The 25,817-nt window shown below is 61.0% G+C and carries 30 protein-coding genes and 5 tRNA genes; 26 read left to right on the forward strand and 9 right to left on the reverse strand.

Going from position 1 to position 25,817, the window contains the following annotated elements:
• The first annotated feature begins 29 nt into the window (after positions 1 to 29).
• Positions 30 to 425, forward strand: coding sequence for a MerR family transcriptional regulator (locus tag IU367_RS11635; RefSeq protein WP_042871898.1), 396 nt, complete (start codon positions 30 to 32; stop codon positions 423 to 425).
• A 203-nt stretch (positions 426 to 628) separates the two neighbouring features.
• On the opposite strand, the gene IU367_RS11640 is transcribed toward IU367_RS11635, so the two are convergent.
• Complete coding sequence (locus IU367_RS11640; protein ID WP_274451952.1) at positions 629 to 1,873, reverse strand: dicarboxylate/amino acid:cation symporter; 1,245 nt, start codon at positions 1,871 to 1,873, stop codon at positions 629 to 631.
• A gap of 269 nt (positions 1,874 to 2,142) precedes the next feature.
• On the opposite strand from IU367_RS11640, the gene ppnP reads away from it, so the two are divergent.
• The 3 genes from ppnP (at position 2,143) to IU367_RS11655 (ending at position 5,669) form a co-directional block, all read left to right on the forward strand.
• The gene (gene ppnP, locus IU367_RS11645) at positions 2,143 to 2,427 is read left to right on the forward strand and encodes a pyrimidine/purine nucleoside phosphorylase (RefSeq protein WP_181003535.1); all 285 of its coding nucleotides are present in this window, start codon (positions 2,143 to 2,145) and stop codon (positions 2,425 to 2,427) included.
• Between the two features lie 212 nt (positions 2,428 to 2,639).
• Positions 2,640 to 4,022, forward strand: coding sequence for an L-serine ammonia-lyase (locus IU367_RS11650; protein ID WP_065402345.1), 1,383 nt, complete (start codon positions 2,640 to 2,642; stop codon positions 4,020 to 4,022).
• Between the two features lie 276 nt (positions 4,023 to 4,298).
• Positions 4,299 to 5,669 (forward strand): L-serine ammonia-lyase, encoded by a 1,371-nt coding sequence (locus IU367_RS11655; protein WP_043138795.1) that lies wholly within the window; start codon positions 4,299 to 4,301, stop codon positions 5,667 to 5,669.
• Positions 5,670 to 5,844: 175 nt separating this feature from the next.
• On the opposite strand, the gene IU367_RS11660 is transcribed toward IU367_RS11655, so the two are convergent.
• Positions 5,845 to 6,804 (reverse strand): lytic murein transglycosylase, encoded by a 960-nt coding sequence (locus tag IU367_RS11660; protein WP_274451953.1) that lies wholly within the window; start codon positions 6,802 to 6,804, stop codon positions 5,845 to 5,847.
• Positions 6,804 to 7,082 (reverse strand): YcgL domain-containing protein, encoded by a 279-nt coding sequence (locus IU367_RS11665; protein WP_274451954.1) that lies wholly within the window; start codon positions 7,080 to 7,082, stop codon positions 6,804 to 6,806. Before IU367_RS11665 ends, IU367_RS11660 begins: the two co-directional genes overlap by 1 nt.
• A 107-nt stretch (positions 7,083 to 7,189) precedes the next feature.
• Between IU367_RS11665 and minC the strand changes: the two genes are divergently transcribed.
• The 5 genes from minC (at position 7,190) to mtgA (ending at position 10,288) form a co-directional block, all read left to right on the forward strand.
• Positions 7,190 to 7,906 (forward strand): septum site-determining protein MinC, encoded by a 717-nt coding sequence (gene minC / locus IU367_RS11670; RefSeq protein ID WP_274451955.1) that lies wholly within the window; start codon positions 7,190 to 7,192, stop codon positions 7,904 to 7,906.
• Positions 7,907 to 7,924: 18 nt separating this feature from the next.
• Entirely contained in the window at positions 7,925 to 8,737 is an 813-nt protein-coding gene (gene minD, locus IU367_RS11675) for a septum site-determining protein MinD (protein WP_098984135.1), read from the forward strand.
• A 2-nt stretch (positions 8,738 to 8,739) separates the two neighbouring features.
• On the forward strand, positions 8,740 to 9,006 hold the full coding sequence (gene minE / locus IU367_RS11680) for a cell division topological specificity factor MinE (RefSeq protein WP_005311265.1): 267 nt from the start codon (positions 8,740 to 8,742) through the stop codon (positions 9,004 to 9,006).
• A 194-nt stretch (positions 9,007 to 9,200) separates the two neighbouring features.
• The gene (locus IU367_RS11685; protein ID WP_041205707.1) at positions 9,201 to 9,527 is read left to right on the forward strand and encodes an HI1450 family dsDNA-mimic protein; all 327 of its coding nucleotides are present in this window, start codon (positions 9,201 to 9,203) and stop codon (positions 9,525 to 9,527) included.
• Positions 9,528 to 9,580: 53 nt separating this feature from the next.
• Positions 9,581 to 10,288: a monofunctional biosynthetic peptidoglycan transglycosylase gene (gene mtgA, locus IU367_RS11690; protein WP_241278852.1), complete on the forward strand. Its 708-nt coding sequence runs from the start codon at positions 9,581 to 9,583 to the stop codon at positions 10,286 to 10,288.
• A gap of 18 nt (positions 10,289 to 10,306) precedes the next feature.
• Here the strand turns inward: mtgA and IU367_RS11695 are convergent, their stop codons facing one another.
• Positions 10,307 to 10,435: a hypothetical protein gene (locus IU367_RS11695; RefSeq protein ID WP_274451956.1), complete on the reverse strand. Its 129-nt coding sequence runs from the start codon at positions 10,433 to 10,435 to the stop codon at positions 10,307 to 10,309.
• Positions 10,436 to 10,608: 173 nt separating this feature from the next.
• Between IU367_RS11695 and IU367_RS11700 the strand changes: the two genes are divergently transcribed.
• Positions 10,609 to 10,932, forward strand: coding sequence for an HI1450 family dsDNA-mimic protein (locus IU367_RS11700; protein WP_043138804.1), 324 nt, complete (start codon positions 10,609 to 10,611; stop codon positions 10,930 to 10,932).
• A gap of 39 nt (positions 10,933 to 10,971) precedes the next feature.
• Here IU367_RS11700 and IU367_RS11705 read toward each other — a convergent pair whose 3' ends face one another.
• Positions 10,972 to 11,283 carry a DUF1289 domain-containing protein gene (locus IU367_RS11705; protein WP_043555578.1) on the reverse strand — a complete coding sequence of 104 codons (312 nt, stop codon included), beginning with the start codon at positions 11,281 to 11,283 and terminating at the stop codon, positions 10,972 to 10,974.
• Positions 11,284 to 12,156 (reverse strand): CvfB family protein, encoded by an 873-nt coding sequence (locus IU367_RS11710; protein ID WP_043555577.1) that lies wholly within the window; start codon positions 12,154 to 12,156, stop codon positions 11,284 to 11,286.
• Between the two features lie 212 nt (positions 12,157 to 12,368).
• Here IU367_RS11710 and IU367_RS11715 point away from each other — a divergent pair, with 212 nt between their 5' ends.
• From IU367_RS11715 to IU367_RS11730, 4 genes are all read left to right on the forward strand, one after another.
• Entirely contained in the window at positions 12,369 to 13,583 is a 1,215-nt protein-coding gene (locus IU367_RS11715; RefSeq protein WP_274451957.1) for a UPF0149 family protein, read from the forward strand.
• 170 nt (positions 13,584 to 13,753) lie between these two features.
• Positions 13,754 to 14,224, forward strand: a complete 471-nt coding sequence (locus tag IU367_RS11720; protein ID WP_274451958.1) for a MarR family winged helix-turn-helix transcriptional regulator — start codon at positions 13,754 to 13,756, stop codon at positions 14,222 to 14,224.
• Positions 14,221 to 14,409, forward strand: coding sequence for a DUF4250 domain-containing protein (locus tag IU367_RS11725; RefSeq protein WP_043138815.1), 189 nt, complete (start codon positions 14,221 to 14,223; stop codon positions 14,407 to 14,409). Before IU367_RS11720 ends, IU367_RS11725 begins: the two co-directional genes overlap by 4 nt.
• A 163-nt stretch (positions 14,410 to 14,572) precedes the next feature.
• On the forward strand, positions 14,573 to 14,752 hold the full coding sequence (locus tag IU367_RS11730) for a hypothetical protein (protein WP_043138817.1): 180 nt from the start codon (positions 14,573 to 14,575) through the stop codon (positions 14,750 to 14,752).
• A 132-nt stretch (positions 14,753 to 14,884) separates the two neighbouring features.
• Here the strand turns inward: IU367_RS11730 and IU367_RS11735 are convergent, their stop codons facing one another.
• On the reverse strand, positions 14,885 to 15,472 hold the full coding sequence (locus IU367_RS11735) for an FMN-dependent NADH-azoreductase (protein ID WP_098984141.1): 588 nt from the start codon (positions 15,470 to 15,472) through the stop codon (positions 14,885 to 14,887).
• 224 nt (positions 15,473 to 15,696) lie between these two features.
• Here IU367_RS11735 and IU367_RS11740 point away from each other — a divergent pair, with 224 nt between their 5' ends.
• The 4 genes from IU367_RS11740 to IU367_RS11755 all read left to right on the forward strand — a co-directional run bounded on the left by IU367_RS11740 (position 15,697) and on the right by IU367_RS11755 (position 18,996).
• On the forward strand, positions 15,697 to 16,587 hold the full coding sequence (locus tag IU367_RS11740) for a DMT family transporter (protein ID WP_241325026.1): 891 nt from the start codon (positions 15,697 to 15,699) through the stop codon (positions 16,585 to 16,587).
• Positions 16,588 to 16,672: 85 nt separating this feature from the next.
• Positions 16,673 to 17,851, forward strand: coding sequence for a formate-dependent phosphoribosylglycinamide formyltransferase (purT, locus tag IU367_RS11745; RefSeq protein WP_274451959.1), 1,179 nt, complete (start codon positions 16,673 to 16,675; stop codon positions 17,849 to 17,851).
• A gap of 127 nt (positions 17,852 to 17,978) precedes the next feature.
• Positions 17,979 to 18,638: a hexitol phosphatase HxpB gene (hxpB, locus tag IU367_RS11750; protein ID WP_274451960.1), complete on the forward strand. Its 660-nt coding sequence runs from the start codon at positions 17,979 to 17,981 to the stop codon at positions 18,636 to 18,638.
• Between the two features lie 154 nt (positions 18,639 to 18,792).
• Entirely contained in the window at positions 18,793 to 18,996 is a 204-nt protein-coding gene (locus IU367_RS11755; RefSeq protein WP_005301298.1) for a CPXCG motif-containing cysteine-rich protein, read from the forward strand.
• Positions 18,997 to 19,260: 264 nt separating this feature from the next.
• Here the strand turns inward: IU367_RS11755 and IU367_RS11760 are convergent, their stop codons facing one another.
• The gene (locus IU367_RS11760; RefSeq protein WP_274451961.1) at positions 19,261 to 19,878 is read right to left on the reverse strand and encodes a riboflavin synthase subunit alpha; all 618 of its coding nucleotides are present in this window, start codon (positions 19,876 to 19,878) and stop codon (positions 19,261 to 19,263) included.
• Positions 19,879 to 20,008: 130 nt separating this feature from the next.
• On the opposite strand from IU367_RS11760, the gene IU367_RS11765 reads away from it, so the two are divergent.
• The 7 genes from IU367_RS11765 (at position 20,009) to IU367_RS11795 (ending at position 22,397) form a co-directional block, all read left to right on the forward strand.
• Entirely contained in the window at positions 20,009 to 20,215 is a 207-nt protein-coding gene (locus tag IU367_RS11765) for a YaeP family protein (protein WP_043138843.1), read from the forward strand.
• Positions 20,216 to 20,365: 150 nt separating this feature from the next.
• Positions 20,366 to 21,745, forward strand: a complete 1,380-nt coding sequence (locus IU367_RS11770) for an MATE family efflux transporter (RefSeq protein ID WP_043555856.1) — start codon at positions 20,366 to 20,368, stop codon at positions 21,743 to 21,745.
• A 172-nt stretch (positions 21,746 to 21,917) separates the two neighbouring features.
• A tRNA-Val gene (locus tag IU367_RS11775) sits at positions 21,918 to 21,994 on the forward strand.
• Between the two features lie 11 nt (positions 21,995 to 22,005).
• A tRNA-Val gene (locus IU367_RS11780) sits at positions 22,006 to 22,082 on the forward strand.
• Positions 22,083 to 22,097: 15 nt separating this feature from the next.
• A tRNA-Val gene (locus IU367_RS11785) sits at positions 22,098 to 22,174 on the forward strand.
• Positions 22,175 to 22,209: 35 nt separating this feature from the next.
• A tRNA-Val gene (locus tag IU367_RS11790) sits at positions 22,210 to 22,286 on the forward strand.
• Positions 22,287 to 22,320: 34 nt separating this feature from the next.
• Positions 22,321 to 22,397 (forward strand) — tRNA-Val (locus IU367_RS11795).
• Between the two features lie 132 nt (positions 22,398 to 22,529).
• Here IU367_RS11795 and IU367_RS11800 read toward each other — a convergent pair.
• Positions 22,530 to 24,977, reverse strand: coding sequence for a DNA polymerase II (locus tag IU367_RS11800; RefSeq protein ID WP_274451962.1), 2,448 nt, complete (start codon positions 24,975 to 24,977; stop codon positions 22,530 to 22,532).
• 184 nt (positions 24,978 to 25,161) lie between these two features.
• Here IU367_RS11800 and IU367_RS11805 point away from each other — a divergent pair, with 184 nt between their 5' ends.
• Positions 25,162 to 25,653 (forward strand): prolyl-tRNA synthetase associated domain-containing protein, encoded by a 492-nt coding sequence (locus tag IU367_RS11805; protein ID WP_274451963.1) that lies wholly within the window; start codon positions 25,162 to 25,164, stop codon positions 25,651 to 25,653.
• Positions 25,654 to 25,817 lie beyond the last annotated feature (164 nt).

Raw genomic sequence — 25,817 nt, forward strand, 5'->3', positions numbered from 1 at the left:
ACAACCAAGATGGCAGCCAAGACAGCCGTATGACCAAATCCAAGGATGACACGCGGACCTACAGCATCAGCGAACTGGCCCGTGAATTTGATGTTACGACCCGAAGTATTCGTTTTTATGAAGATCAGGGACTTTTGAATCCGGCCCGTCAGGGACAGACCCGGATCTACAGCCGGCAGGACAGAGTGCGTCTCAAACTGACCCTGCGCGGCAAGCGCCTCGGCTTCAGCCTGGCGGATATCCGCGATCTGTTCGATCTCTACGATGCGGACAAGAGCAGTCGAACCCAGCTGCAGACCATGCTGGGCCTGGTGGCCGACAAGCGGGAGATGCTGGAGCAGCAGCTGGAAGACATCAAGATGGTGCTGCTGGAACTCGATGCCGCCGAGCAGCGTTGCCAGCTGGCACTGACCCAACTGCGATGAGTCCCTCTCAGCCGTCATGCCGTTATAAAGAAAGGGCCCGCAGGCCCCGCTGGAACTCGACGCCGCCGAGCAGCGTTGCCAGCTAGCGTTTGGCCAGCTGACCCCCTGAGTCGGCAAGGGAGGGGCGACAATCCTGGCCCGATGAAAATAAAAAGAGGGAGGCTTGCGCCTCCCTCTTGTCATTCATGGCAGTGAGCCTGCTCTCAGGCTTCCTTGCTCCAGCGATCCGGATCGTAATCCGGGCTGTAGCGGTCGACGATAATGGCGCAGGCCGCATCCCCCGTGATGTTCAGGGCGGTACGGATCATGTCGAACAGGCGATCCAGTGCAAACAGCAGCGGCAAGCCCTCGATGGGGATCCCGGCAGCCAGCAGCACGGCCACCACCAGGAAGCTCGGGCCCGGCACACCGGCCTGACCAATGGCTCCCAGGGTCGCGGTCACTATGATGGCGGCCCAGGCACCCATGGAGAGATCCATGTTGTAGACCTGGGCGAAGAAGATGGCGACCAGACCGTAATAGATGGCGTTGCCGCTCATGTTGATGGTGGCACCGAGCGGCAGCACGAAGGACGCCGTGGCGTTGGTCACCTTCAGATCCTGCTCGCAGGTTTCCATGTTGACCGGCAGGGTCGCCATGGAAGAGGCGGTGGAGAAGGCGACGATCTGCGGTTTCTTCATCGCCGACAGGTACTTGCGCACCGGGGTATTGGAGAAGATCGCGATCAGCAGCGGGTAGACCACGAAGGCGAAGATCAGGATGGCGGCCAGATAGACCAGGAACAGCTTGAGCACCAGGGTCAGCACGTCGAAGCCGTAGGTACCTATGGCCTCGGCCATCAGACCGAACACCCCGAGCGGTGCTATCAGCATCACCTTGTTGATCATCCAGACGAAGGCATCCACCAGGGTGTTGAGCCCGTCCACCAGCGGCTTGGCGCGCTCGCGGGGCTGCTTGGCCAGCGCGATGCCGAGGAACATGCAGAACACCAGGATCTGCAAAATGTTGGCCTCGTTCAGTGCCTGGAACACGTTGGTCGGGATCATGCCGAGCAGGGTCGACACCGCATCCGGCAAGGCGCCCTTGTCGGCGTAGTCACCGGAGAACATGGAGGCCATGGAGCCAAACTCGACCCCGACGCCCGGTTTGAAGATTTGCCCCATGACCAGCGCCAGCAGCACGGCCAGCGCAGAGGTACCGAGGAAGAAGATCAGGGTGGTGACCCCTATCTTGCCCGCCGCCGGGCTGGCGCCCAGGTTGGCCGCACCCGACAGTATGGCGACCGCCACCAGCGGGATCACCAGCATCTTGATCAGCTGGATAAAGAGGGTGCCGAGCGGCGCAAAGACGGTGGCTTGTTCACCCATGAACGCCCCCACCAGTGCCCCCAGCACCATGGCGACCACCACCTGGAAGCCAACGTTCTTGATGAGTCCTTTTGTTAACACAGAATGCTCCTTTAATTAGCAGATATTCACACTTTCCCAGTGCAATTAACCAAACAGGGGAAGAACCTCTGTTCATTCCCCTGAGCGCGCGCTTTATCTCATATTTATCTGCTGTTTTAAATCGCCGGAACGTTAACGGGAGTTATTGATAAGTTTGCAATAAAGTGTTGATTCAAAAGAGTCATGGCGATTTTTGCCGCTTTGTTCATGACAACTGACAAAACATTGTGCTACTTTTGCTGTGCAAACATGCATACAGGGATGAAAACATGCTGAAAGTTAACGAATATTTTGACGGAAATGTAAAATCCATCGCTTTCGAGCAAAAAGGCGACAAAGCCACAGTCGGTGTGATGGATGCGGGCGACTACCAGTTCAATACCGCCGCCCCCGAGCGAATGACTGTGGTCAAGGGAGCCCTCACCATACAGCTGGCCGATGAAGATGAATGGCACACCTACAGCCAGGGCCAATCCTTCGACGTGGCGGGCCACTCCTCCTTCAAGCTGGAGGTGAAGACCCCCACCGCCTATCTGTGCGAATTCCTCGACTGAACGACCGAACACAGATGAGTGGCTGAACAGTGCCAGGGAGCGAGCCCAAGTCTCGCTCCTTTTCTTTGATGCCCGCGCACTCATTCCAACCTTTATTGCCCGCTGCCAGCCACTCATTTGTATGCCGCCATCACACGCCTCAGCTTCCCCGCTTTCCATCGACTACAAAAAAATTACAATGTTTAGACAAAACCCATAATCGGAGTGGTGTCATGATCAGTGTCTTCGACCTGTTTTCCATCGGGATCGGCCCTTCTTCTTCCCACACAGTGGGGCCGATGCGGGCCTCCTGCGCCTTTGTCAAAGAGCTCAAGCGGCAGGATCTGCTACCCAGGATCGAACGGGTAGAAGTGGAGTGCTACGGCTCCCTCGGTCAGACCGGCAAGGGCCACGGCACCGGCAAGGCCATCATTCTGGGGCTGGCCGGTTTTGAACCGGAATCGGTGGACATAGAGGCCATTCCCGCCTTCCTCGGCGAGGTGGATCGCAACCAGTCGCTGCTGCTGGCCGGCGAGCAGCCATGCCAGTTCGCCCGCAGCGGCGCCATCATCTTCAATCGCCGCAAGACACTGCCCGCCCACTCCAACGGCATGACGCTGCGGGCCTTCGCCAGCGGCGCTCTGCTGTTCGAGCAGACCTACTACTCGGTCGGCGGCGGCTTCATCATAGAAGAGAGCCATTTTGCCAACGCCAAGGAAGAGGCGGCCCGCTTCGATGCCGCCCACCCCATCCCCTACCCGTTCGAGAGCGGCGCCCAGCTGCTGGCCCACTGTCAGGAGAGCGGTCTCTCCATCTCGGGGCTCATGCTGGCCAACGAGAAGGTGTTTCGCAGCGAACAGGAGATAAAAGCGGGACTGCGCAAGATCTGGCAGGCGATGCAGGCCTGTGTCGAGCGCGGCTGTCGCAGTGAGGGTGTGCTGCCCGGTGGCCTCAAGGTGAAACGTCGGGCCCCGGCCCTCCACCGTCAGCTCAGTTGCGAGACCAACTTCAACAAGGATCCCCTGATGGTGATCGAGTGGGTGGACCTGTTTGCGCTGGCCGTCAACGAAGAGAACGCCGCCGGAGGCCGGGTGGTGACCGCCCCCACCAACGGCGCCGCCGGCATCATTCCCGCCGTGCTGCACTACTATGATCGCTTCGTGCGCAAGGTGGATGATGAGCTGCTGCTGAGCTACTTCCTCACCGCCGCCGCCATCGGCATCCTATATAAGAAGAACGCCTCGCTGTCGGGGGCCGAAGTGGGCTGCCAGGGGGAAGTGGGTGTCGCCTGCTCCATGGCCGCCGGCGCCCTGACCGAGATCCTGGGTGGCAGCCCCGCCATCGTCGAGAATGCCGCCGAGATCGGCATGGAGCACAACCTGGGCCTCACCTGCGATCCTGTGGGCGGGCTGGTGCAGGTGCCCTGCATAGAGCGCAACGCCATGGGCGCGGTCAAGGCCATCAATGCCGCCCGCCTGGCCCTGCGCGGCACGGGCGAGCACAAGGTGTCGCTGGACAAGGTGATCAAGACCATGTGGGAAACCGGCAACGACATGAAGACCAAGTACAAGGAAACCGCCCGCGGCGGCCTGGCGGTTAACATTACAGAATGTTAAAAACAGCCAATTGACTCCACTTTGTCCCCCTATACCCGGCCTGGCCGGGTATTTTTATGGGCAAACGCTTAACAAAATGGATAAGCATCAAAATAAATTTTATACTCGCGCCTCTGATTCAACAAAAATAGATCTATTTCAACTTTTTTTAGGCTTTGAACCGTTACACTGCGGTTATCTGGTTCATTGACCTCGGCGACGACGCCCTCGTCCCATGGATCACCCCGTTTCTGCGAGTGGGCATGGCGCCCCCTTCTATCCTGAGGTAATTGTTACATGATCAGCGTTTTTGATATCTTCAAAATCGGTGTTGGCCCCTCCTCTTCCCACACTGTCGGCCCGATGAAGGCTGCCAAACAGTTCGTGGATGAACTGCGTGCAGGCGGCAAGATCCGTGACATCACCCGGATCCAGGTCGATGTCTACGGCTCACTCTCCTGGACCGGTAAAGGTCACCACACCGATACCGCTATCATCATGGGTCTGGCGGGTAACCTGCCGGAAAACGTCGACATCGACGCCATCCCTGAATTCATCTCCCGCGTAGAGCAGACCGGCCGCCTGCCGATCGGCCTGCACTGCCACACCGTCAGCTTCCCGCGCGATGCCATGGTATTCCATGACGAAGCCCTGCCGCTGCACGAGAACGGCATGAAGCTGACCGCGCTGGTCGAAGATCAGGCCGTCTACAGCAAGACCTACTACTCCATCGGTGGTGGTTTCATCGTCGATGAAGAGAACTTCGGCAAGGCCGACAGCGGCGACATGTCCGTCAGCTACCCGTTCAAGAGCGCGGCTGAGCTGATCGCCCACTGCAGCCAGACCGGCCTCTCCATCTCCACCCTGATGCTGGAGAACGAGAAGTGCTTCAACACCCCGGAAGAGATCTACAAGAAGCTCGGCAAGATCTGGAACACTATGCGCGAAGGGATCGAGCGTGGCTGCCGCACCGAAGGTGTGCTGGCCGGCCCGCTGCGTGTGCCCCGTCGTGCGGCGCCCCTCTACCGTCAGCTGACCACCAACGAGAATCTCTCCAACGATCCGATGAACATCATCGACTGGGTCAACATGTTTGCCCTGGCGGTGAGTGAAGAGAACGCCGCCGGTGGCCGCGTGGTCACCGCCCCGACCAACGGCGCCGCCGGCATCATCCCGGCCGTGCTGGCCTACTACGACAAGTTCATCCAGCCGGTGGGTCGCGACGAGTACACCCGTTTCTATCTGGCCGCCGGTGCCGTGGGCATGCTCTACAAGATGAACGCCTCCATCTCGGGTGCCGAAGTGGGTTGCCAGGGTGAAGTGGGTGTCTCCTGCTCCATGGCCGCCGCGGGTCTGACCGAACTGATGGGCGGCAGCCCGGAGCACGTGTGTGAAGCCGCCGAAATCGGCATGGAGCACAACCTGGGTCTGACCTGTGATCCGGTTGCCGGTCAGGTGCAGGTACCCTGCATCGAGCGCAATGCCATCGCGGCCATGAAGGCGGTCAACGCCTCCCGCATGGCCCTGCGTCGCACCTCCAAGCCGCGCGTCTCCCTGGACAAGGTCATCGAGACCATGTACATCACCGGCAAGGACATGGACTCCAAGTACCGTGAAACCTCCCGTGGTGGCCTGGCCATCAAGGTGATGCAGGTTGCCTGCGAATAAGCAGCATTTGCCAGAAATACAAAAAGGCGGGAATTCCCGCCTTTTTGTTGCCCGTTATTTCGATTGTCCCGCCTGACTCATCAGCCCTGCTCATCCCATATTCCCGCGCCCCATGCGCCTCTCCAGATAAACACAGCGTTCAACACGTCACCCGAGCCGCCCGGCGCTGCGCCGGTTATTCCACGATGCGATCGGCCAGGGTGCCCACCGCCACCACGAAATAGTGGGAGCGATTCCAGTGGCGCAATACCAGATAGTTGGGATAAGCCAGATAGGCGCGGCCCTTGGCATCATCGGGGCGCACCAGGGAGGCCTGCATCTCGACCCTGGGCAAGGGTGAACCGTCGAGCTGACGTACGCCGAGAGCCTGCCACGCCGATAGCAGTCGGGTCTGCTCCAGTCCGAGCAGGGCGGGATCCAGCCCCTCGGGCACCTTGACCTGGCGCCCCCAGGTTTCATCCCCGTGCCAGCCATTCTGCTGCAGATAATTGGCTGCCGAACCAAATACATCCGCCAGATTGCCCCACAAGTCCTTCTTGCCGTCCCCATCCTGATCGACCGCGTATTTGAGGAAGGAAGAGGGCATGAATTGCACCTGCCCCATGGCGCCGGCCCAGGAGCCCTTGAAGGCGGCGGGGGTCACATGCCCCTGCTCTATGATGCGCAGCGCATCCAGCAGCTGACCCTTGAAAAAGTCCTCCCGCCGGCCATCCCAGGCCAGGGTCGCCAGCGAGGAGATCAGCGGATATGTACCGGTCAATTTACCGAAATTGGTTTCTATGCCCCACAAGGCGACAATAAATCGGGGTTGCACGTCATATTCCGCCCCTATTTTTGTGAGCAGCGGCAAATGCTGACGATATAAGGCCTTGGCCTGATTGACTTTCCATTGCGGAACCGCGCGGGGAATATAGCTGTCCAGCGTCAGTTTAAATTCCGGCTGGTTTTTATCGTGCTTGATGGTGGGCTCTATGACCCTAATATCGGCAAAGGCGGCCGCCACGGTTTCGGGCTTGATCCCGGCGGCCAGAGCCTGCTGTTTGAGTCCAGTGACATAGGTGTCAAAATCGGGGCTGGCCTGCAAGGGGGCACTTAACAGCCCGCTCAATAATAACAGTGCCAGCCGACCCTTCATCAGCCCGAGGCCTTTAATTGTGCCTTGTGCTGCTCCAGCAGATTTTCCGGCGGTGGTGGCACCTGCAGATAGAAGCCCTGGCTTTTCAGCGCCTCCATCACCCGGCTGGTCGAGGCGATCCCCAAGGGCCTGGCTGGGTCCAGCTTGGTCATCAATACCAGCTCGGGGCGACCAAATGTACTCATCAGTGCCTCGGGTACACGGGAAAAATCCTCTCTTCTTTCAACAAAAAGATAGGTCTCGGCTTTTTTGCGACTTTTATAGACTGCACATAACATGGAAATTGATATAATCCGACGGGTTTATTGCCTCTGATGGTGGCAAACTATAACATCAGGAATTGAATAACAATAACGGATTACCGTCTCTGTCTCGGGGAAGATTCATGGTTGAGCGCGATAACGAATTGAAAGGGACCACCTTCACTATTTCTGTGTTGCATATCAGCGATGGCAAGCCTGAGCGGATCCGCCAGTTGCTGGCGGCAAAGGTCGCCCAGGCACCCCAGTTTTTTAATTGTGCCCCCCTCGTCATCAATGTGGAACGACTGACGGATATTCCTGACTTCGAACAGCTCAAGGAGCTGGTGGAGTCGGAGGATTTCGTGCTGGTCGGGATCACGGGGACACAAAACGAGGCGATGAAGACGGCCGCCAAGGCGGCGGGTCTGGCGGTGATGGCGTCCGGCAAGAGCCGCAAGGCCGAGCTTTCGCCGGAAAGAGCGCCAATCCTGGCGCCCGTGGTCGAGGTCAAAGCCGCCCCGGCGCCTCTGGTGCCGAGCAAGGTACACGTGGGCCCGGTGCGCTCCGGTCAGCAGCTCTATGCCGCCGGCACCTCGCTGGTGATACTGGGCTCGGTGAGCCCGGGCGCCGAAGTCATCGCCGATGACAGCATTCATATCTATGGCACCCTGCGCGGCAGGGCCATAGCCGGTGCCAAGGGCAACACCCAGGCACGGATCTATTGCCAGCAATTACAGGCCGAGCTGCTATCCATCGCAGGCACGTTCCAACTGAGCGATGCGCTGCCGGCCGGCCTGATACAACAGCCGGTACATGTCCGGCTGGATAACGAACAACTCCGAATAGACCATATCAAATAGAGTTACAAGGAAGCGAGAATGGCGCGAATCATAGTCGTTACATCGGGTAAAGGTGGCGTTGGCAAGACCACAACCAGCGCGGCCCTGAGCACAGGTTTGGCTCAGCGTGGCCACAAGACTGTGGTCATCGATTTTGACATTGGCCTGAGGAATCTGGATCTCATCATGGGCTGCGAGCGGCGCGTGGTGTATGACTTCGTCAATGTGATCAACGGTGAGGCCAACCTCAATCAGGCCCTCATCAAGGACAAGCGCAGCGAGAATCTGTTCATCCTGCCCGCCTCCCAGACCCGGGACAAGGACGCCCTGACCCGTGAAGGGGTCGAGAAGATCCTGGATCAGCTGGCGGAGATGAAGTTCGATTACATCGTCTGCGACTCGCCGGCCGGGATCGAAGCGGGTGCCCTGATGGCGCTCTACTTTGCCGACGAGGCCATCGTCACCACCAACCCGGAAGTCTCTTCCGTGCGTGACTCGGATCGGATCCTCGGCATCCTGGCCTCCAAGTCCCGTCGTGCCGAGCGCGGCGAAGACCCGATCAAGGAGCACCTGCTGCTCACCCGCTACTGCCCGACCCGCGTCAGCCGTGGCGACATGCTGAGCGTGCAGGATGTGCAGGAGATCCTGGCCATCAAGCTGCTCGGGGTGATCCCGGAGTCCCAAGCTGTGCTGCGCGCCTCCAACTCGGGGGAGCCGGTCATTCTGGACAAGGAGTCCGATGCCGGTCAGGCCTATGAGGATGCCGTTGCCCGTCTGCTGGGCGACACCAAGGATTTTCGTTTTCTGGAAGAAGAAAAGAAGGGCTTCTTTAGCCGACTGTTCGGGAGTTAAACATGTCATTATTGGATTATTTTCGTTCCAACAAGAAACAAAACACCGCACAACTGGCCAAAGAGCGGTTGCAGATCATAGTCGCACACGAGCGTTCATCCAGAGGGGGGCCGGATTACCTGCCCCAGCTCAAACAGGACCTGCTCGACGTGATCCGCAAATATGTGCAGATAGACCCTGACAAGATCACGGTCCAGCTGGACAAGAAGAGTGATGAGCTGTCGGTGCTGGAGCTCAATATCACCTTCGCCGACGACAAGAAGGGATGAGCTGACGCCCCATGCGTGACCCTTTCCCTCAATGAAGACCGGATCCTGTAGCAGGATCCGGTTTTTTATTGTCACAAACGGGGCCGACTCGCGGAGCCGGATCTCGCCAAGGGAGCGGGGGCCAGCTAGAATACCGCGCGCCACCGTCCGGCATCGCCGGCGGGGCTTCTCTTTTTATTATCTGGAACAGACCAATGTCTTTGAACGACGAAATGCACAGTGTCGAGGAACTGCTCGACACCGCCCTCGAACTCTTCATGGAGCTGGCCTCCGACAACCTGCCGGAGCAGGAGATAGCCCTGTTCAACCAGGCGTTCAACGATCGGGGTCTGCTGGCGGAAACCGATCCGGCCGATGACTGGGAAGCGGACGTGGGTTTTGCCGTGAGCGATGCCGAGTACGCCGAGATCTGGGTCGGGCTTGGCAATGCCGAGCAAGAGTATGAGCACCTGTTTGCCCGCATGCTGCTCTCCCGCCGTGTTGACGAGAAGTTCTGCCACATCGAATGGCTGCCCCAATAATTCCGGATCCCGATGATCCTGGCCAGCATGTCTGGGAACCCGAGCCAGGCCCCGTGCGACCGGCGCTGAAACGCCGCCTGCTGGGCTGGCTCGGCAAGCTGCTGCTGGCAGCGCTGGTCAGCTCCATCGTCTCGGTGGCGCTGCTGCGCTTCATCGATCCCCCCATGTGGACCTGGCGCATCGAGCGAGCCCTGTTTCCGCCCGCCAAGGTGGCCGAGGTCAAGCACGACTGGGTGCCGCTCGAGCGCATTTCGCGGGAGCTGCAGTTGGCGGTGATCGCCGCCGAGGATCAGCGCTTCCCCGATCATAATGGCTTCGACATGAATGCCATCAGCTCGGCGCTCAAGCACAACCAGCGCAGCGAGCGGGTGCGGGGTGCCAGCACCCTGAGCCAGCAAACGGCCAAGAACCTCTTCATGTGGAGCGATCGCAGCTTCTTGCGCAAGGGGATCGAGGCCTGGTTCACCCTGCTGATGGAGCTGGGCTGGGACAAGTCCCGCATCCTCGAGGTGTACCTGAATATCGTGGAGTTCGGTCCCGGCATCTATGGCGCCGAAGCCGCCGCCAGGCACTATTTTGGCAAACCGGCCGCCCGTCTGACCCGCTATGAGGCTTCTCTGCTCGCCGCCGCCCTGCCCAATCCCTGGCGCTATCGGGTCAAGCCGCCCTCCCCTTATGTGCAGCAGCGCTCGGCCTGGATCCGCCGCCAGATGGGGCAGCTGGGTCAGGTCACCCTCAACAGGGTGCATCAAGCTGATTGACGATGCGGTGACCAAGGCTTAACTGCCGGGTTCGTCTGCCGGCGGGCCCAGATGACCGCCTACCGTGCCCTGGTGCAGCGGCAGATAGTGCCACCACCAGGTCTCCCGCCGTCGCTTGATCTGCTGTCGCCGCACCCGCCGCTTCATGGCCTCACTCCTGTGAACAGGGCCCGGGCTCAGCCAGCCCGGGTTAACCGCCTCTTCAACCATACCTCCTGCCCGCTTCGTTGGACAGGCAGCAAATGGCCATCCGCACTGGTCTGGCCGCCACCGTCAATACTTGCTACAGTAGCGAACCTCGATGTATCTGGAGTGATTTCATGGAACAGCGTACCCCGGATCAGCTGGTCGAATGGGCCTATGATCAGTTTCTTGAGCAGGCCGCAGACATGCTGGCCCCCGAACAAATCGTCGACATCACCCTGGAATTTGAACAGCGTGGCGCCGTCGAGGCGACCCTGCCCAACGGAGACTGGTCAACCGAACTCGGTGTGCCGGTCGACATGGAGCGCTGGGTCGAAGTGTGGGTCGGCTTGCTGGACCATCAGGATGAGTTTGAGGTGATCTATGCCACCTTCCTGCTGCCCCGTTATCTGAACGAGCACCATGTCCATGTGCGCTGGCACCGCCAGCAACAGGCATAAAAAAGGCGCCATGGGCGCCTTTCTTGTTTTTGTTCTCTGCTAAGCCTGCGCCGCTATGGCCTTGGCCAGACAGCGACGACACCAGCAGGCGCTCGCCTCGCTCATGGGCAAGACGGGCAGCTGGCTGCACCAGCACTGATCTATGGTCTGACCGGCGGAGACGGCGCAAAACGCCGGCTCGCCACAGCCAGGGCACGCATGGGTGCTTGTTGACCCATCCAGCTCGGCCATCACCGCCAGCTGGGCATCGCTCTCCATGGCCGACCAGTGCCCGATCTCGGTCAGGGTACGGCCACAGCCGAGGCAGAGCCCATCCCGGGCCTGACACAGGCCGATACAGGGACTCGGCACTTATTCGCCGTCCGGCGCGCTATCGGCAGCAACGAGCGTGATGCAGTTGTCTTCGATGACAATCTTGCCCTGCTTGTAGAGGCCGCCGATGGCCTTCTTGAAGGTACCCTTGCTCATGTTGAACATCTTGTAGATGAGCTCGGGTTCGCTCTTGTCGCCCACCGCCAGACTGCCACCCTGCTTCATCAGCCGGGTCAGGATCCGGCCACCGGCGTCGTCCATCCGATCCATGCCCGGCTTTTGCAGGGTCAAGTCCAGCTTGCCGTCGTCGCGCACCTGCTTGACCCAGGCGGTCAGCGGTCGACCCGTCATCACCCGGCCAAATACCTCGTTCTTGAACAGCATGCCGGAGTATTCACCGTTGACGATCGCCTTGATGCCAAGCGGCGTGTGTTCGCCCGGCAGCGCCGTCACCTCGTCACCGGCCTTGAAGGGAGGCTTGTCGGTGCGCAGGAAACGTTCCAGCCGGCTGGTGCCCACCATGCGCCCCTCGTTGTCGAGCATCAGGTGCACCAGATAGACGTGGCCCACCTGCATGGGTTTGTTCTGCTCGCGGGTCGGCACGAACAGATCCTTTTTCATGCCCCAGTCGAGGAAGGCCCCGATCTTGTTGGCATTGACCACCTTGAGGCCGACTATGTCACCCACCATGGCGAACGGCTTGTCGGTGGTGATCACCGGCTCGCAGTCGGCATCCAGATAGAGAAAGACTTCCACACCGTCATCCTCGGCCACGCCTTCCGGCAGCTGGCGCTTGGGCAGCAACAGCTCGCCATATTCGTCGGCCGCAAGCCAGGCGCCCCTCTCTTCGAGCTCGATTACGGTGAGGGTGTTCATCTTGCCAATCTGTAACATGGTGATCTCTTCTTTCATTATCCGGATGGTCAATTTTTCATTGCCCGTATGGGCGCGCATGTTACCTCAAGAGCGGTAACCGGGCCTAGTCCCTTGCCCTTCTCTCACACGATTTTCGGGGCGGCCAGCCCGGTTGGTGGCGATATAATCGTCAGTCAGCCAGGGCTTTGCTGCAAATAACCCCACTTTTGGGTAGACTGCGCCGCTGTTCAAATCCAGAGGAACTGTCGATGAATCCATCCACTCGTACCCGTCATCTCAATCAATGGATCCAGACCCACAGTGGGCAGGACATGACCTACCCGGCGCTGCACGGTTTTCTGTGCGCCCGTCTGGTGGGACCGGATGCCCCTGACTGGCAGGCCCCGCTGGCCGGTCTGTTGCCACATGACGCCGAGCTGGATGAGAAGAGCGCCGAGGCGCTGCACCATCTGATCGCCGAACTGGAAACCCAGGCGGACGAGGCCCAGCTCGCCTTGCCGAGTCAGTGCCGTCTCTCCACCGAGACCCCGGAGCAGGTGTTCGCGCAGAGCCACCCCCTAGGCCAGTGGTGTTACGGCTTCAGCCAGGGGTTTGCCAGCTGGCCCAAGCCGAAGGATCTGAACGATCCCACCACCCAGTACCGCTTCAGTCTGGCCGCCGAGCTCAGCCTGTTTCGCGACAAGCCCATGGCCCAGATGCTGCACGCGGCCGCCGGCAGCGAGCTGCCCTTCATGGAATTTTGCAAACGCCAGCGTCAGAACATGAAGACGGCGCTCAACCAGCTGCTGCAGCTGGATGAGTATCAGGCGGTGCCCGGCGCTCAGGCAGCCCTCGATAGCGAGCAGGCCGAGCAGTGGCAGCAGTGGTTCGAACTGGCCGATGCCTGCCGCGATCCCCAGGCTCGCCTCGGCTGGTTTGACAAGGTGATTGACGATGCCGAGCCTCTGTTCGATGCCGCCTTCTGGCAGCAGATGGCCGGCCACGGCTGGAGTGCCCACGAGGCACGCCCCCTGCTCGCCGCCAGGGCCGGCCGGGCCGATTGCCTGCTGCGTCTCGGCCAGATCGAACAGGCGCGCAGTGAATATCTGGCGCTGCTCGATCTGTGCATCGCCGATGAGCTGGGTTGCCGTTATCCCCTCTCCAGCCTCTATGCCCTGCAAGGGGATTGGGCCGCCCTGCGCGCCTTGCTGGTCCGCTTCGACGAGGCCTCCAGCTGGCTGCTCTACAACAGGGCGCTGATGGCGTTTGTCTGTGACGGCCCCGAAGTGGCGCAGCCACGGCTGGATGCGGCCATCAAGGCCAATGCCCATGTGCCGGCCTGTCTGCTGGGTCAGCGCAAGCTGCCCAAACAGGAGCCACAGAGCTGGCAGGCGGGCAGTCGCGATGAAGCGGCGCTCTACACATTGCAGAGCCGCGAAGCCTGGCTCAAGCACAACGCCTTGATCTGGCTGCGTAAAGGCTGAGCAACCCGAGGCAAAAATCAGCTTCGAACAGACCCGGTTGCGGCGGATGACGTGCGCAACCGCACATTTCTCTGGTGCATGTTCAGACAAATGTCCTTGTGTTACGTATCATCAAGGTCAAAGTATCAAGAGAAACTGCACCCGATGCAGCCGTCACAGCAGGATGTCATATGTCAAAGATCATAGAGCTGCTTGCGCACTATCCCCCCTATCAGCTGGTTCACGCCGCCGAGATGGTGCGCGACACTTTTGAGCAGTTTTACAAGCAGCGCTATCAGCTGACGGTGCCCCAGTGGCGCCTGATGATGGTGCTTGGCCCCAACTACCCCATCAGCCAGAAAGAGCTGGTAGAGGCGAGCGGGATGGACAAGGTGCGGATCTCCCGCGAAATCCACCGCCTGGTGGAGAAGGGGATCCTGTTTACCGAGAGCAGCGAACAGGACAAGCGGGTCAGTCTGGTGTCACTCACCCAGGCCGGGCTCACCCTGTTCCAGCAACTCAAGAGCGAAGCGGGCAGCTGGCAGCATACCCTCACCGACTATCTGCCCAGCGAGGCGCGCCAGACCATTCGCCTGCACCTGCAAAGTGTCAGCGACGCCATCGAACAGCTGCATCTGCTGGATAACGAGCACACCTCATGAACCTGAACAACTTCGCCACCATGGACGTCAACATGCTGCTGAGCCTGATCAACATGCAGCTGCGTGATCGTTACGATGATCTGGATGATCTCTGCAAGGCGCAGGATCTCGACCAGGCGGCCCTGATCGCCAGGCTTGCCAGCGGCGACTTCCACTACCGACCGGATCAGAAACAGTTCAGATAGGGATCCGGATCACAACCCGACCCATGTCGCTGGCTCCGGCCGCAAAAGCTGCTATGGTGATGGCTACCCCGGTCGACTGACCTTCGGCAAGAAGTATGGATACATCTTGCTGTCACAGACCGCGGTTAGCCTTCCACTCACCAGCCGCAGCCAAGGATGACCCATGATGTTCCTGACCCGACAGACCAGTCTGATCACCCTCTGTGCCCTTCTCATGATCAGCCTGTTCTCCCCCCGCCTGCCCGACAGCGCCGAACAGTGGCTCAGCACCCTGTTGCTGGGCTCTCTGGTCGCCGTGTGCCTGATGGTGGGCAGCGGCTGTCGCCGCTTCATTCGGGATTGACTCGCCCCCTCTGCCCCTGTTGATCCCGTCTTCACCCGCACAGAAGCAACAACGCAGCCCTTGGGCTGCGTTGTTTCGTTTGGTACGACACGGCTCTGCGTTATGCCGCACCCGCCATGGCCTGCCTCTTGATCAGAGTGCCAGGGTTTCCAGCTGGCCTTTGGCCTGCTCTATGCCCTTGGCCTGGGCGTCCGGGCCCATGCCCATGCCCTCGGCGTAGATGAAGTCCACATCCTTGATGCCGATGAAGCCCAGCACGGTACGCATGTAGGGGGTCACCAGATCGGTGGCGCTGCCGACGTGCATGCCGCCGCGGGGGCTGATCACCAGGGCGCGGGTGTTCTCCACCAGACCGACCGGACCGGTTTCGGTGTAACGGAAGGTCACGCCGGCACGGGCCACCAGATCGATCCAGTTTTTCAGCTGGGTCGGGATGTTGAAGTTGTACATGGGGGCGGCAATCACCACCAGGTCGCTCGCCTTCAATTCGGCGACCAGCTCGTCGGACTGGGCCATGACGGCCAGCTGACGTTCATTGAGGTTGTCACCACCGCGCAAACCCGAGGCCAGCTCGCCATCCAGTACCGGCAGGTTGAGGGCCGCCAGATCACGCACTGTGACGGTATCGGACTGATGGTCGGCCAGGAAACCGTCGATCAGGGCGTTGGATTGGGAATACTGGCCCAGGATGCTGGACTTGAGAACGAGGATGTTAGCCATGGTGAAACTCCATTAGGTGGTCGGTTGAACAGCGGTGCTGTCGATGGAGGTCACTCTAAACGCTGGGCTTATATGCGGATAGCGAAAATAGATGCTCAACTTGTTCAAAAATTTTGACCTTAGTTCATTCTCTCGCCAACGGACCGCAGCCAGCCGCCCAAGGCTTGGCAGAACAAACGATTGCCGTTATGATTCGCCGCACTTTTTTCAGTGACCCGGATCCCATGGCACACTCGCGCAGGCACTCTCCTTTTGCCGGTGCAGTCTGGATGATGGTGGCAGGCCTCTGCTTCGCCGCCGTCAACAGCCTGAGCCAGTACGTCAGCTTCAAACTTGGCCTCCCCTCGACCCAGGTCGCCTTTCATCAATACCTGATCGCCCTGATCTGTCTGCTGCCCTGGCTGGTCCGCCACGGCTTGCGCCAGTCCCTGATGACCAACCAGCTGAGGCTGCACCTGCTGCGGGTGCTGCTGGCCGTGATCGGCATCCAGTTCTGGCTGTGGGCGCTGGCGGTGCCTGTGCCCATCTGGCAGGGGATAGCCCTGTTGATGACCTCTCCGCTGTTTGCCACTCTGGGATCGGCCCTGCTGCTCAAGGAGCAGGTGAGCCGGGCGCGCATCCTGGCAACCCTGGCGGGCTTTGTCGGCGCCATGGTGATCCTGGCCCCCTGGACCGATGATTTCAGCTGGGCCTCCCTGCTGCCAGTGGCGGCCGCCCTGTTCTGGGCCGGTTACTCCCTGCTGGTGCGCTATCAGGCGGCGAGCGAGTCGTCCCACACCATAGTGGTCTACCTGCTCATCTTCAGCACCCCGTTCAACGCCATGCTGGCCCTGCCTGAGTGGCAGTGGCCGAGCGAAACCCAGTGGCTGCTGGTGGCCGTGTCAGGGGTGCTATCTGCGCTGGCCCAGATGTCCATCGCCCGCGCCTACAGCGTGGCCGAGGCCTCGTTCGTGCAACCCTTTGATTTTGCCAAGCTGCCGATGAACGTGCTGGCAGGCTGGCTGGTGTTTGGCTGGGCACCGCCCGGCCGATTGTGGCTCGGCGCTGCCATCATCATTGGCGCCATCACGCTGCTCACCCATCTGGAGCAGCGCGCCCACAAATCCGTTTCCTGAGGTACGCCATGCGTGCCTCTTTTTTTGCCCGCTATTCCCGCAATAGCGGCCATCAACTGTGACCAACGACATCAGGAGAGATCACATGTTTGGAACCGCCACCCGCCCCGGCGCCACCCGCGCCCTGCTGCTTGGCTCGGGGGAACTCGGCAAGGAAGTCGCCATCGAGTTGCAACGGCTCGGGATCGAGGTGATCGCCGCCGACCGCTACCCCAATGCTCCCGCCATGCAGGTGGCGCACAAAGCCCACGTGCTGGACATGCTCGACGGTAACGCCCTGCGTGCCCTGGTGGCCGAGGTCAAGCCGGACCTTATCATCCCCGAGATCGAGGCCATCGCCACCGATACCCTGGCCTTGCTTGAGCAGGAGGGGGTCAAGGTGGTGCCGAATGCCCGCGCCACCCAGCTCACCATGAACCGGGAGGGGATCCGCCGCCTCGCCGCCGAAGCGCTGGGCTTGCCCACCTCCCCCTATCGCTTCGCCCAGAGCAAGGAGGAGTTCATCGCTGCCGTCGAGGCGATCGGCCTGCCCTGCGTGGTGAAACCCGTGATGAGCTCGTCAGGCAAGGGGCAGAGCGTGCTGCGCGATCTCGCCAAACTTGACGACAGCTGGACCTATGCCCAGGAGGGTGGCCGCGCCGGTCGCGGCAAGGTGATCGTCGAGGGCTTGGTCCCCTTTGAATACGAGATAACCCTGCTCACGGTACGCGCCGTGGATGGCATCCACTTCTGCGAGCCCATAGGCCATCGTCAGGAAGAGGGCGACTACCGCGAATCCTGGCAGCCGCAAGCCATGAGCGAGCTGGCACTGGCCCGCTCCAAAGCCGTGGCGGCCAAGGTGGTCGAGGCGCTGGGCGGTTATGGCCTGTTCGGGGTCGAGCTCTTCATCAAGGGCGACGAGGTGTGGTTCAGCGAAGTCTCGCCCCGCCCGCACGACACCGGCATGGTGACCCTGATCTCTCAGGATCTCTCCGAGTTCGCGCTACATGTGCGCGCCATCCTGGGGCTGCCGGTCGGCACCATCACCCAGTACGGGCCGAGCGCCTCCGCCGTGGTGCTGCGCGAGGGGCACAGTCAGGACATCCGCTATCAGGGGATTGGCGAGGCGCTGGCCCTGGTGCCGGGTGCCCAGCTGCGGCTGTTTGGCAAGCCGGAGATAGCCGGTCGCCGCCGTCTCGGCGTGGCGCTCGCCCGCGCCCAGGATTGCCCGGATGCGGTGGAAAAGGCCAAGGCGGTCGCAGCCAAGGTAGAAGTGATTTTCTAACCCTCGTTTTTTGCCACAGCAAAACAAACGTTTGCCGATGTGAACGGGCGCAAGGGGCATGGCAATGCCCCTTTTGCATTTGCCCGTCGGGCTTATAATCCCCCTTCAAATTTGTCAGGAGTACAAGATGTTAGCTGCCGTGATCTTCGATATGGATGGTGTTCTGATCGACTCGGAACCCTTTTGGCAACGGGCCCAGATGGCTGTCTTCTCCGAGCTGGGTCACCCCCACAGCGAGGAAGATTGCAACTCCACCATAGGCGTGCGCATCGATCAGCTGGTGGCGCACTGGTATCGGCTGCGTCCCTGGGTAGGCCCCAGTCAGGAAGAGGTGGTGCAGCGTATTCTGGATCGGGTCAACGCCCTCATCCTGAGCGAAGGTGAGGCCAAGGCCGGTGTACTGGACGCGCTGACCCTGATGGAAGCACAGGGGCTTAAAATAGGTCTGGCGACTTCCTCCCCCTTCGCCATGGTGGAGGCTGTACTCGGCAAGCTCGGTATCCGCGATCGCTTCCTGGCGGTGCACTCCGCCGAGGTGGAGCGCTTCGGCAAGCCGCACCCGGATGTCTATATCCACGCCGCCGAGAAGCTCGGCACCCTGCCGGTGCATTGTCTGGCCATAGAGGACAGTTTCACCGGCCTGCTGGCGGCCAAGGCGGCCTCCATGAAGGCGCTCATAGTGCCGGATCCCGCTCTGGTGGGCGATCCGCGTCTGGCCATCGCCGATCACCAGCTGCGTTCGCTCGCCGAACTGGATGCCGACATGCTGGCCAGCTGGGTGGCGTGAACGCGCGCAGGAACCAGGGGCGCATAGGGCCAGAAAACCTGACACGGCGGCGCCCTTGATCTCTGTCATAAACGTGCGCTTGCTCGCGGTCAACCCCCTCCCGGCCGACTAGAATCAGGGAAGATAAGCGGCCCACGGGCCCGAGGAGGTCACCATGATCGAGTACACCAGCAAGCGTATCGTCTGCCCCCACTGTGGCCATCACACCCGGGTCGAGCTGGATGCCAGCCAGGGGGATCAGGAGTTCTACGAGGATTGCATGGCCTGCTGCAACCCCATCCACCTGCGGCTGCACCGGGATGAAGCCCGCGACTGCCTGCAGCTGTTTGTGGATGCAGACGACGAGCAGATGTTTTGACTGCGAGTCACAGAAAGCCGAGCAGCTGTTTTGACTGCGAGTCACAAAAAGCCGAGCAGCTGTTTTGACTGCGAGTCACAAAAAGCCGAGCAGATGTTTTAACTGCGAGTCACAAAAAGCCGAGCAGATGTTCTGACTGCGAATCACAGAAAGCCGAGCGGCTGTTGTGACGGCGAGCGAAAGCGATCAAGAGATCACAAAGGGCCTGCAGGATGCAGGCCCTTTTCTATGGCAAATCGCCAGGGGGAAGTTGAGCCAGGCAGATCACCCCGGCTGGCGCGCCGCCAGCACCCGCTCCACCGTGTCGACGATGGCCTGGGTCTGGGGATCTATCTCGATGTTGGTGTGCCAGCCGGCTTTGACCCAGCCGAGGTTGGTACGGGCCAGGGTCTCCGGGATCAGGTTGACGCAAAAGGTGTTCTCACGCACTTCCCCCACGGTCAGGCTGATGCCGTCGATGCCGATGTAACCCTTGGTCAACACATATTTCATCAACTCGGGGGCGAGGCGATACCACACCTGGCGATTGTTGGGGGTATCGATGACGGAGATCACCTCAGCCGTGCCCATGATGTGGCCGGACATGGCATGCCCGCCGATCTCGTCGCCAAAGCGGGCCGCCCGCTCCACGTTGACCTTGTCCCCCGGCTGCAACTGGCCGAGGTTGGTCAGACGCAGTGTCTCCTGCATCAGATCGAAGCTGACCAGATTCCCTTCCACCCGGGTGACGGTCAGGCAGCAGCCGTTGTGGGCCACGGAGGCGCCGAGCGCCAGACCCTGACCCCAGGCCTGGCTGGGCATGCGGATCAGGTGGGTGCGAAAGTTGGGCTGCTCTTCGATGGCCACCAGTTCGGCGGTCCCCTGCACTATGCCGGTGAACATGTCTCGTCTCCTGCTACGAAAAAAGGCAGGTTAACCCCGCATCGCGGCACTGACAAGCGCGCCAGCTGACAAGCCAGCCCTCGATCGCTATAGTGACGGCGTTCACATTCGGGTTAACGAGGAAAAAGAAATGCAGGTATATCAATGTTGTGAGGCCATTCGCATCGCCTATAACCAGATAGGCTCAGGTGATCAGGGCTATGTGCCGCAAGCCATAGCCGCGGCCATACGGGCGCTCAACGCCGTGGCCTCTGACGAGCGGGTGCCGGCCGATCTGCGCGAACAGGCCGCCTATGCCGCCGCCAATCTGCTGATCAGCGATCACGAAGACGCCTGATCCCGCCACAAAGCCGCCCCTCAACCGTTTCACGATGGTTGATTTTCAGGCTAGAATGACACCCCCGCATGTTGTCTCCCCACAGTGGGGAGACAAAAGCCCATCCGTTATCCGTTCTTTCTCATTTATCTGATCCACTCGGAGGTGTCAGTGCAACGTTATTGGTCCGAGGCGAGGCAGCTCGTTCGTTTAGCCAGCCCCATTCTGGTGGCCCAGGTCGCCCAGGTCGCCATGAGCTTCGTCGATACCGTGATGGCGGGCCAGGTCAGCGCCGTGGATCTCGCGGCAGTGTCGGTCGCCTCCAGCTTCTGGCTGCCGATCATCTTGCTGACCCAGGGCATCATAATGGCGCTCACCCCCATAGTTTCCCAGCTCAATGGCGCCCGCAAACGGGATGAAGTACGCCCGGCCGTGCACCAGGGCTTCTGGCTGGCGCTCATGGTGATCCCCTTCGCCATGCTGGCGCTCTATTTCAGCCCGCTGGCACTGCATCTGATGGACGTGGATCCTGTCATGGCGGACAAGACCACCGGCTTCCTGCACGCCATCATGTGGGGTCTGCCCGCCTTCGTGCTGTTCCAGGTGCTGCGCAACTTCAGTGAGGGGCTCTCCCATACCATGCCCACCATGGTGATAGGTTTTGTGGGGCTGGCGGTCAATATTCCCGCGAACTACGTCTTCATCCACGGTCACTTCGGCATGCCCAAGCTCGGCGGTGTCGGCTGCGGCGTCGCCACCGCCATAGTGCTCTGGGCCATGCTGCTGGCGATGATCCTCTACGTGAAGTTATCCTCCCACTTCAAGAAGATTGACCTGTTCGCTCAACTCGCCCGCCCCAATGGCAGCCGGATCTGGCGCCTGTTCCGGCTGGGCTTCCCCATCGCCATGGCCATCTTCTGCGAGGTGACCCTGTTTACCGTGGTGGCCCTGATGCTGGCCCCCTTCGGCGCCGAAACGGTGGCGAGCCACCAGATAGCCCTGAATTTCTCCAGCCTGGTGTTTATGCTGCCCTTGTCGATTGGGGTAGGCGTGACCATCCGGGTCGGCCACAGCATAGGCGAAGGCCAGCCTGCTCACGCCAGGGTCGCCGCCCGTACCGGCCTGATGCTGGGCATGGCGGTCGCCGCCGGCACCGCCGCCCTGACTGTGCTGCTTCGCGAGCATATCGCGGGGATCTACACCGACGACATGCAGGTGATCACGCTGGCTGCCACCTTGCTGTTCTTTGCCGCCATCTACCAGATCTCCGATTCGGTACAGGTGGTCGCAGCCGCGGCCCTGCGCGGTTACAAGGACACCAAGGCTATCTTCTACGTCACCATAGTCGCCTACTGGGGTCTTGGGCTGCCCACCGGCATGATCCTGGGGCTGACCGACTGGCTGGTGCCACGGATGGGGCCGCAAGGCTTCTGGGTCGGCTTCATCGTCGGCCTGACCGGCGCCGCCCTGATGCTGGGCGCCCGTCTGCGCCTCATCTATGGCCGCTTCGCGAGTCCAGAGGCCTGTACCGCCCTCTCCCGGGCCCAGTAAATGTGTGCTCGGCGAGCCGCTCACGAGAGTGGCTCGCCTGCAAAATCAACAGGCTGCGCAAGAACTGGGCAAACAGTCTCCTTTGTGTGTGCGGCCTGTTGACAGCCTTGGGGGGCATGGGTAGTATGCCGACCACGCCAGCGACGTCGTGTTCGCTTGCGTGCTGAAAAGCGGGTTTATAGCTCAGTTGGTTAGAGCACTACCTTGACATGGTAGGGGTCGTTGGTTCGAATCCAATTAAACCCACCACTTTTCGTGATGCGTCCTTAGCTCAGCTGGTTAGAGCACCACCTTGACATGGTGGGGGTCGGTGGTTCGAATCCACTAGGACGCACCATCACGACACTGTTATGCGTCCTTAGCTCAGCTGGTTAGAGCATCACCTTGACATGGTGGGGGTCGGTGGTTCGAATCCACTAGGACGCACCATAACAGTTTGAATAAATTGAATATATTGCAGATGTGGGTTTATAGCTCAGTTGGTTAGAGCACTACCTTGACATGGTAGGGGTCGTTGGTTCGAATCCAATTAAACCCACCACTTCCCTGCAACACAAAGTCGCCTTGCGCACCCTGCGTCCTTAGCTCAGCTGGTTAGAGCATCACCTTGACATGGTGGGGGTCGGTGGTTCGAATCCACTAGGACGCACCAGATTAAAGAAGCCCGCTTAACAGCGGGCTTCTTGCATTTCAGCTTCTTGCCAATCGGGAACAGAGGTCAGCTTGCCCCCGCCTGAGCTCACCTCCCCGCGTCCTTTCCCTCCACGCCTTGCACGCCTTCGGGCTAGAAGAGATCCAGCTGCTGGCCGCAGATCCGGTCGAATGACTCGCCGATGAAGGGCAGTATGGCGTCGGCGATGGGCCTCAGCTGCTTGTCGATGTAGTGCTCGTAATCGATGGCGCTGCGCCTGTATTCCAGCGGTTCCGGGCCGCCCAGCGTCATCAGATAGGCGATGGTGCCCCTGTGCTGATAGCGCTGGGGCTGACCGCGGCGCAGATTCTCCTCATCGGCCAGACGCGCCGCCCGCACGTGGGGTGGCACGTTCTTCTGGTACTCCTCCAGCTTCTGGCGCAGCCGCTTGCGGTAGATGAGCAAGTCATCGTGCAGGCCGGCCCGGGTCTCATCCACTATGGTGCGCACGTAGCCGCTGGGGTCCTGGTCGTGAAACACCAGTTCGTAGAGCCGGGTCTGGAACTGCTTGGCCAGCATGGTCCAGTCGGTGCGCACAGATTCCAGCCCCTTGAACACCAGATGCTCTTCCTCCCCTCGCCCCTCTTCCTGTTTTCCAACCAGGCCGGCGTAACGCTTCTTGCTGCCCTTCTCCAGCCCGCGGATGGTGGGCATCAGGAAACGGCGGTAATGGGTCTCGTACTGGATCTCCAGATGGCTCGGCAGGTCGAATTCGCGCCTGATCAGCGCACTCCAGTTGTCGTTGATCATCTGGGCCAGCTCATGGCCAATCTCGTCCGCCGCCTCGGGGCTGGTGTCCCGATTAAGATGGACGAAGGTGGAGTCGGTGTCACCGTAGATCACCTCGAACCCCTGCGCCTCTATCCACTCCCGGGTCTGCTGCATGATGCTGTGGCCGCGCAAGGTGATGGAAGAGGCAAGCCTGGGATCGTAGAAGCGACAGCCCCCCGAGCCCAGCACGCCGTAGAAGGAGTTCATGATGATCTTGATGGCCTGGGAGAGCGCCTTGTTGCTGGCCGCCTTGGCCCTGTCTCGCGCCGCCCACAGGGTGGCGATGAGATCCGGCAAAAAGTGGCGAGTACGGGAGAACAGGGCGCCGCGAAAGCCGGGAATCGCCTCGTCCGGGTGCTGCAACCCCTCCACCAGCCCCATGGGATCGATGCAGAAGGTGCGGATGATGCTGGGATAGAGGCTCTTGAAATCGAGCACCAGCACGTGGCGATAGAGGCCGGGTTTGGAGTCCATCACATAGCCGCCCGGGCTCGCCAGCCCACCGTCGGCAGGCAGGTTGGGCGCCACATAGCCGCCGCGATGGAGCCGCGGCAGGTAGAGGTTGGTGAAGGCCGCCACCGAGCCCCCCACCCGATCGAGTTCGAGACCGGTGAGGGAGGCGCGCTCGATGGCAAAGGGAATGAGGTGGCAGTAGTCGAAGATCTCCCACACCAGCCTGCAATCTTCCAGGTTGTAGCGAGCAAGCGCCTCCTTGTCGGAGTGGAACAGCTCGGTGATCTTCTCCCCCCGGTTCGCCACATCCTCGATATCCTTGCCGCGACCGAGCAGCTCGCTTGCCACCGCATCCAGGCTGTAGCTGGCAAACTGCCAGGTGGCACTTTTCAGGGTATCGATGCCGTCGAGCACCATGCGGCCCGGGATGATGACGTTGCCGGTCTGGGGATCGTTGCGTGACGAGCGCCAGAAGCAGAGTTCGCGCCCCCGCCCGAGGCGCAGCCGCCGCTTGTTGAGCTCGGCGCGGCGCAGCAGCAGGCGAAAATCGAAATTGACCACGTTCCAGCCGATCACCAGATCGGGGTCGTGCTGGCTGAACCAGGTTTCCAGTGCGCTCAGCAGGGCATTTTCATCCGCTACCCACTCGATGCGAGTCTCCCACGCCTCGGCACCGGCTTCGGGGGCGCCTATCATGATGACACGCGCATCCTCACGGCTGTAGAGCCCCACCGAGAAGAGGGCCCCGTCCATGGCACACTCCACGTCCAGCGACACCCAGGAGAGGCTCGGCGTCACCGCCTGCGGGGCGCAGCGCGCCTCGTTCACCTCCCAGTAGCCGCGCTTGCCCCCCTTCTGCCGTGCATGGCCGCCGAAACGGACCCCGGCCGTGATGAAGCGCTCCATCAGGAAACGCTCCGGCAGCCGGATATCCGCCTCGAAGTGCTCCAGCCCGCGGATCAGCAGCAGCTCGATGGCGCGGTGAAAGGCGCTCAGGGTGGAGAAATAGCAGCCCACCACGGCACGCCCGTCGAAGGTGTGCATGGGCAGACGGCGAAATCGCCCGCTCACACCGGCCCCCTTGAACAGCTCGGCCGCCTCCTGCATATGACTCTGTGGCAGGAAGAATACGGGCTCCTGCCCCGGCACCACCAGCCGCACCGGCCCCTGCTCGCTCCAGAGCCACATCACTATCTCGGTGCGTCCCCCTTGCTCGGCCCGGCCGCGCACATCCCGGCCATGACGGGTCAGGATGAAACCGTCGCGAGGCGGCGTGGCAGGAGAAGTGGTCGTCACTGTGGGCTGGGTCGCAGTCATTCAGGATAAAAGAGTCGGCCTTGGGATGAGACTATTGTACGTTCATACAGTGCCTGGCCGCAATTGCCACGCCAGGCTGCGCGGCCGGGGCCAAGCTGGTAAGCTCGACCCTCTGCCCATGCGCCGGGAGCCCAGTTATCGCCGCCCATTCCCTGCGCCTGTTCACCCGACACGAGGAGCCCTGGTGACACTCTATTCCCTGCTGGACCGGCTGGCCATTTCCTATCAGCGCATCGACCATGCCCCCGTCTTCACCTGTGAGGAGGCGAGCAGGCTGCTGCCCGACCTGCCCGCCGCCAGGACCAAGAACCTGTTTTTGCGCGACCCCAAAAGCGAGCGGCTGTTTCTGGTGGTCGTGCCGGAGGAGAGCCGGGTCGATCTCAAGGCGCTGGCCAGGGCGCTCGGGGTCAAGCGGCTGAGCTTTGGCTCCCCCGAACGGCTGGCTGCCGTGCTCGGCCTCACCCCGGGCGCCGTGACCCTGCTCGCCATGGTGCGCGACACAGAGCGGGCGGTGACCCTGGTGGTGGACCACACCATCTGGCAAGCCGAACGGGTGCAGTGCCACCCGCTGGTCAACACAGCCACCCTCATCATCACGCTGGACGATGTGCGCCGCCTGCTGGCCCATCTCGGCCGGGAGGCCACCGTCATGGCGCTGCCGGTGCAGCCAACCTGACACTCCCCAGACGGGTGGCGTGATCGACAAACCCCGTCTCGTGCCCTTGATGAATCGCGTCAGCTGCCGCCATCGATCCGGTTGTGGCCAGGATCGGGATCCAGCCGCTCAAGCCATTGATAATGGGTCGGATTCATGTTGTGATCCGGCATTGTCATGGAGAC

The sequence above is a fragment of the Aeromonas bestiarum genome (assembly GCF_028751155.1).
GTDB classification, from domain to species: Bacteria; Pseudomonadota; Gammaproteobacteria; order Enterobacterales; family Aeromonadaceae; genus Aeromonas; species Aeromonas bestiarum.

Excerpts from the sequence above, each read along its gene's own strand:
- IU367_RS11735 (WP_098984141.1), bottom strand. The coding sequence starts at position 15,472 with ATGGCTAACATCCTCGTTCTCAAGTCCAGCATCCTGGGCCAGTATTCC.
- ppnP (WP_181003535.1), top strand. The coding sequence starts at position 2,143 with ATGCTGAAAGTTAACGAATATTTTGACGGAAATGTAAAATCCATCGCT.
- IU367_RS11700 (WP_043138804.1), top strand. The coding sequence starts at position 10,609 with ATGGAACAGCGTACCCCGGATCAGCTGGTCGAATGGGCCTATGATCAG.
- IU367_RS11720 (WP_274451958.1), top strand. The coding sequence starts at position 13,754 with ATGTCAAAGATCATAGAGCTGCTTGCGCACTATCCCCCCTATCAGCTG.
- IU367_RS11730 (WP_043138817.1), top strand. The coding sequence starts at position 14,573 with ATGATGTTCCTGACCCGACAGACCAGTCTGATCACCCTCTGTGCCCTT.
- minD (WP_098984135.1), top strand. The coding sequence starts at position 7,925 with ATGGCGCGAATCATAGTCGTTACATCGGGTAAAGGTGGCGTTGGCAAG.
- IU367_RS11715 (WP_274451957.1), top strand. The coding sequence starts at position 12,369 with ATGAATCCATCCACTCGTACCCGTCATCTCAATCAATGGATCCAGACC.
- IU367_RS11650 (WP_065402345.1), top strand. The coding sequence starts at position 2,640 with ATGATCAGTGTCTTCGACCTGTTTTCCATCGGGATCGGCCCTTCTTCT.
- IU367_RS11740 (WP_241325026.1), top strand. The coding sequence starts at position 15,697 with ATGGCACACTCGCGCAGGCACTCTCCTTTTGCCGGTGCAGTCTGGATG.
- minC (WP_274451955.1), top strand. The coding sequence starts at position 7,190 with ATGGTTGAGCGCGATAACGAATTGAAAGGGACCACCTTCACTATTTCT.
- IU367_RS11710 (WP_043555577.1), bottom strand. The coding sequence starts at position 12,156 with ATGAAAGAAGAGATCACCATGTTACAGATTGGCAAGATGAACACCCTC.
- IU367_RS11685 (WP_041205707.1), top strand. The coding sequence starts at position 9,201 with ATGTCTTTGAACGACGAAATGCACAGTGTCGAGGAACTGCTCGACACC.
- IU367_RS11665 (WP_274451954.1), bottom strand. The coding sequence starts at position 7,082 with ATGTTATGTGCAGTCTATAAAAGTCGCAAAAAAGCCGAGACCTATCTT.
- hxpB (WP_274451960.1), top strand. The coding sequence starts at position 17,979 with ATGTTAGCTGCCGTGATCTTCGATATGGATGGTGTTCTGATCGACTCG.
- IU367_RS11660 (WP_274451953.1), bottom strand. The coding sequence starts at position 6,804 with ATGAAGGGTCGGCTGGCACTGTTATTATTGAGCGGGCTGTTAAGTGCC.
- IU367_RS11765 (WP_043138843.1), top strand. The coding sequence starts at position 20,009 with ATGCAGGTATATCAATGTTGTGAGGCCATTCGCATCGCCTATAACCAG.
- IU367_RS11655 (WP_043138795.1), top strand. The coding sequence starts at position 4,299 with ATGATCAGCGTTTTTGATATCTTCAAAATCGGTGTTGGCCCCTCCTCT.
- IU367_RS11800 (WP_274451962.1), bottom strand. The coding sequence starts at position 24,977 with ATGACTGCGACCCAGCCCACAGTGACGACCACTTCTCCTGCCACGCCG.
- IU367_RS11695 (WP_274451956.1), bottom strand. The coding sequence starts at position 10,435 with ATGAAGCGGCGGGTGCGGCGACAGCAGATCAAGCGACGGCGGGAGACC.
- IU367_RS11755 (WP_005301298.1), top strand. The coding sequence starts at position 18,793 with ATGATCGAGTACACCAGCAAGCGTATCGTCTGCCCCCACTGTGGCCAT.
- IU367_RS11725 (WP_043138815.1), top strand. The coding sequence starts at position 14,221 with ATGAACCTGAACAACTTCGCCACCATGGACGTCAACATGCTGCTGAGC.
- minE (WP_005311265.1), top strand. The coding sequence starts at position 8,740 with ATGTCATTATTGGATTATTTTCGTTCCAACAAGAAACAAAACACCGCA.
- IU367_RS11635 (WP_042871898.1), top strand. The coding sequence starts at position 30 with ATGACCAAATCCAAGGATGACACGCGGACCTACAGCATCAGCGAACTG.
- IU367_RS11760 (WP_274451961.1), bottom strand. The coding sequence starts at position 19,878 with ATGTTCACCGGCATAGTGCAGGGGACCGCCGAACTGGTGGCCATCGAA.
- purT (WP_274451959.1), top strand. The coding sequence starts at position 16,673 with ATGTTTGGAACCGCCACCCGCCCCGGCGCCACCCGCGCCCTGCTGCTT.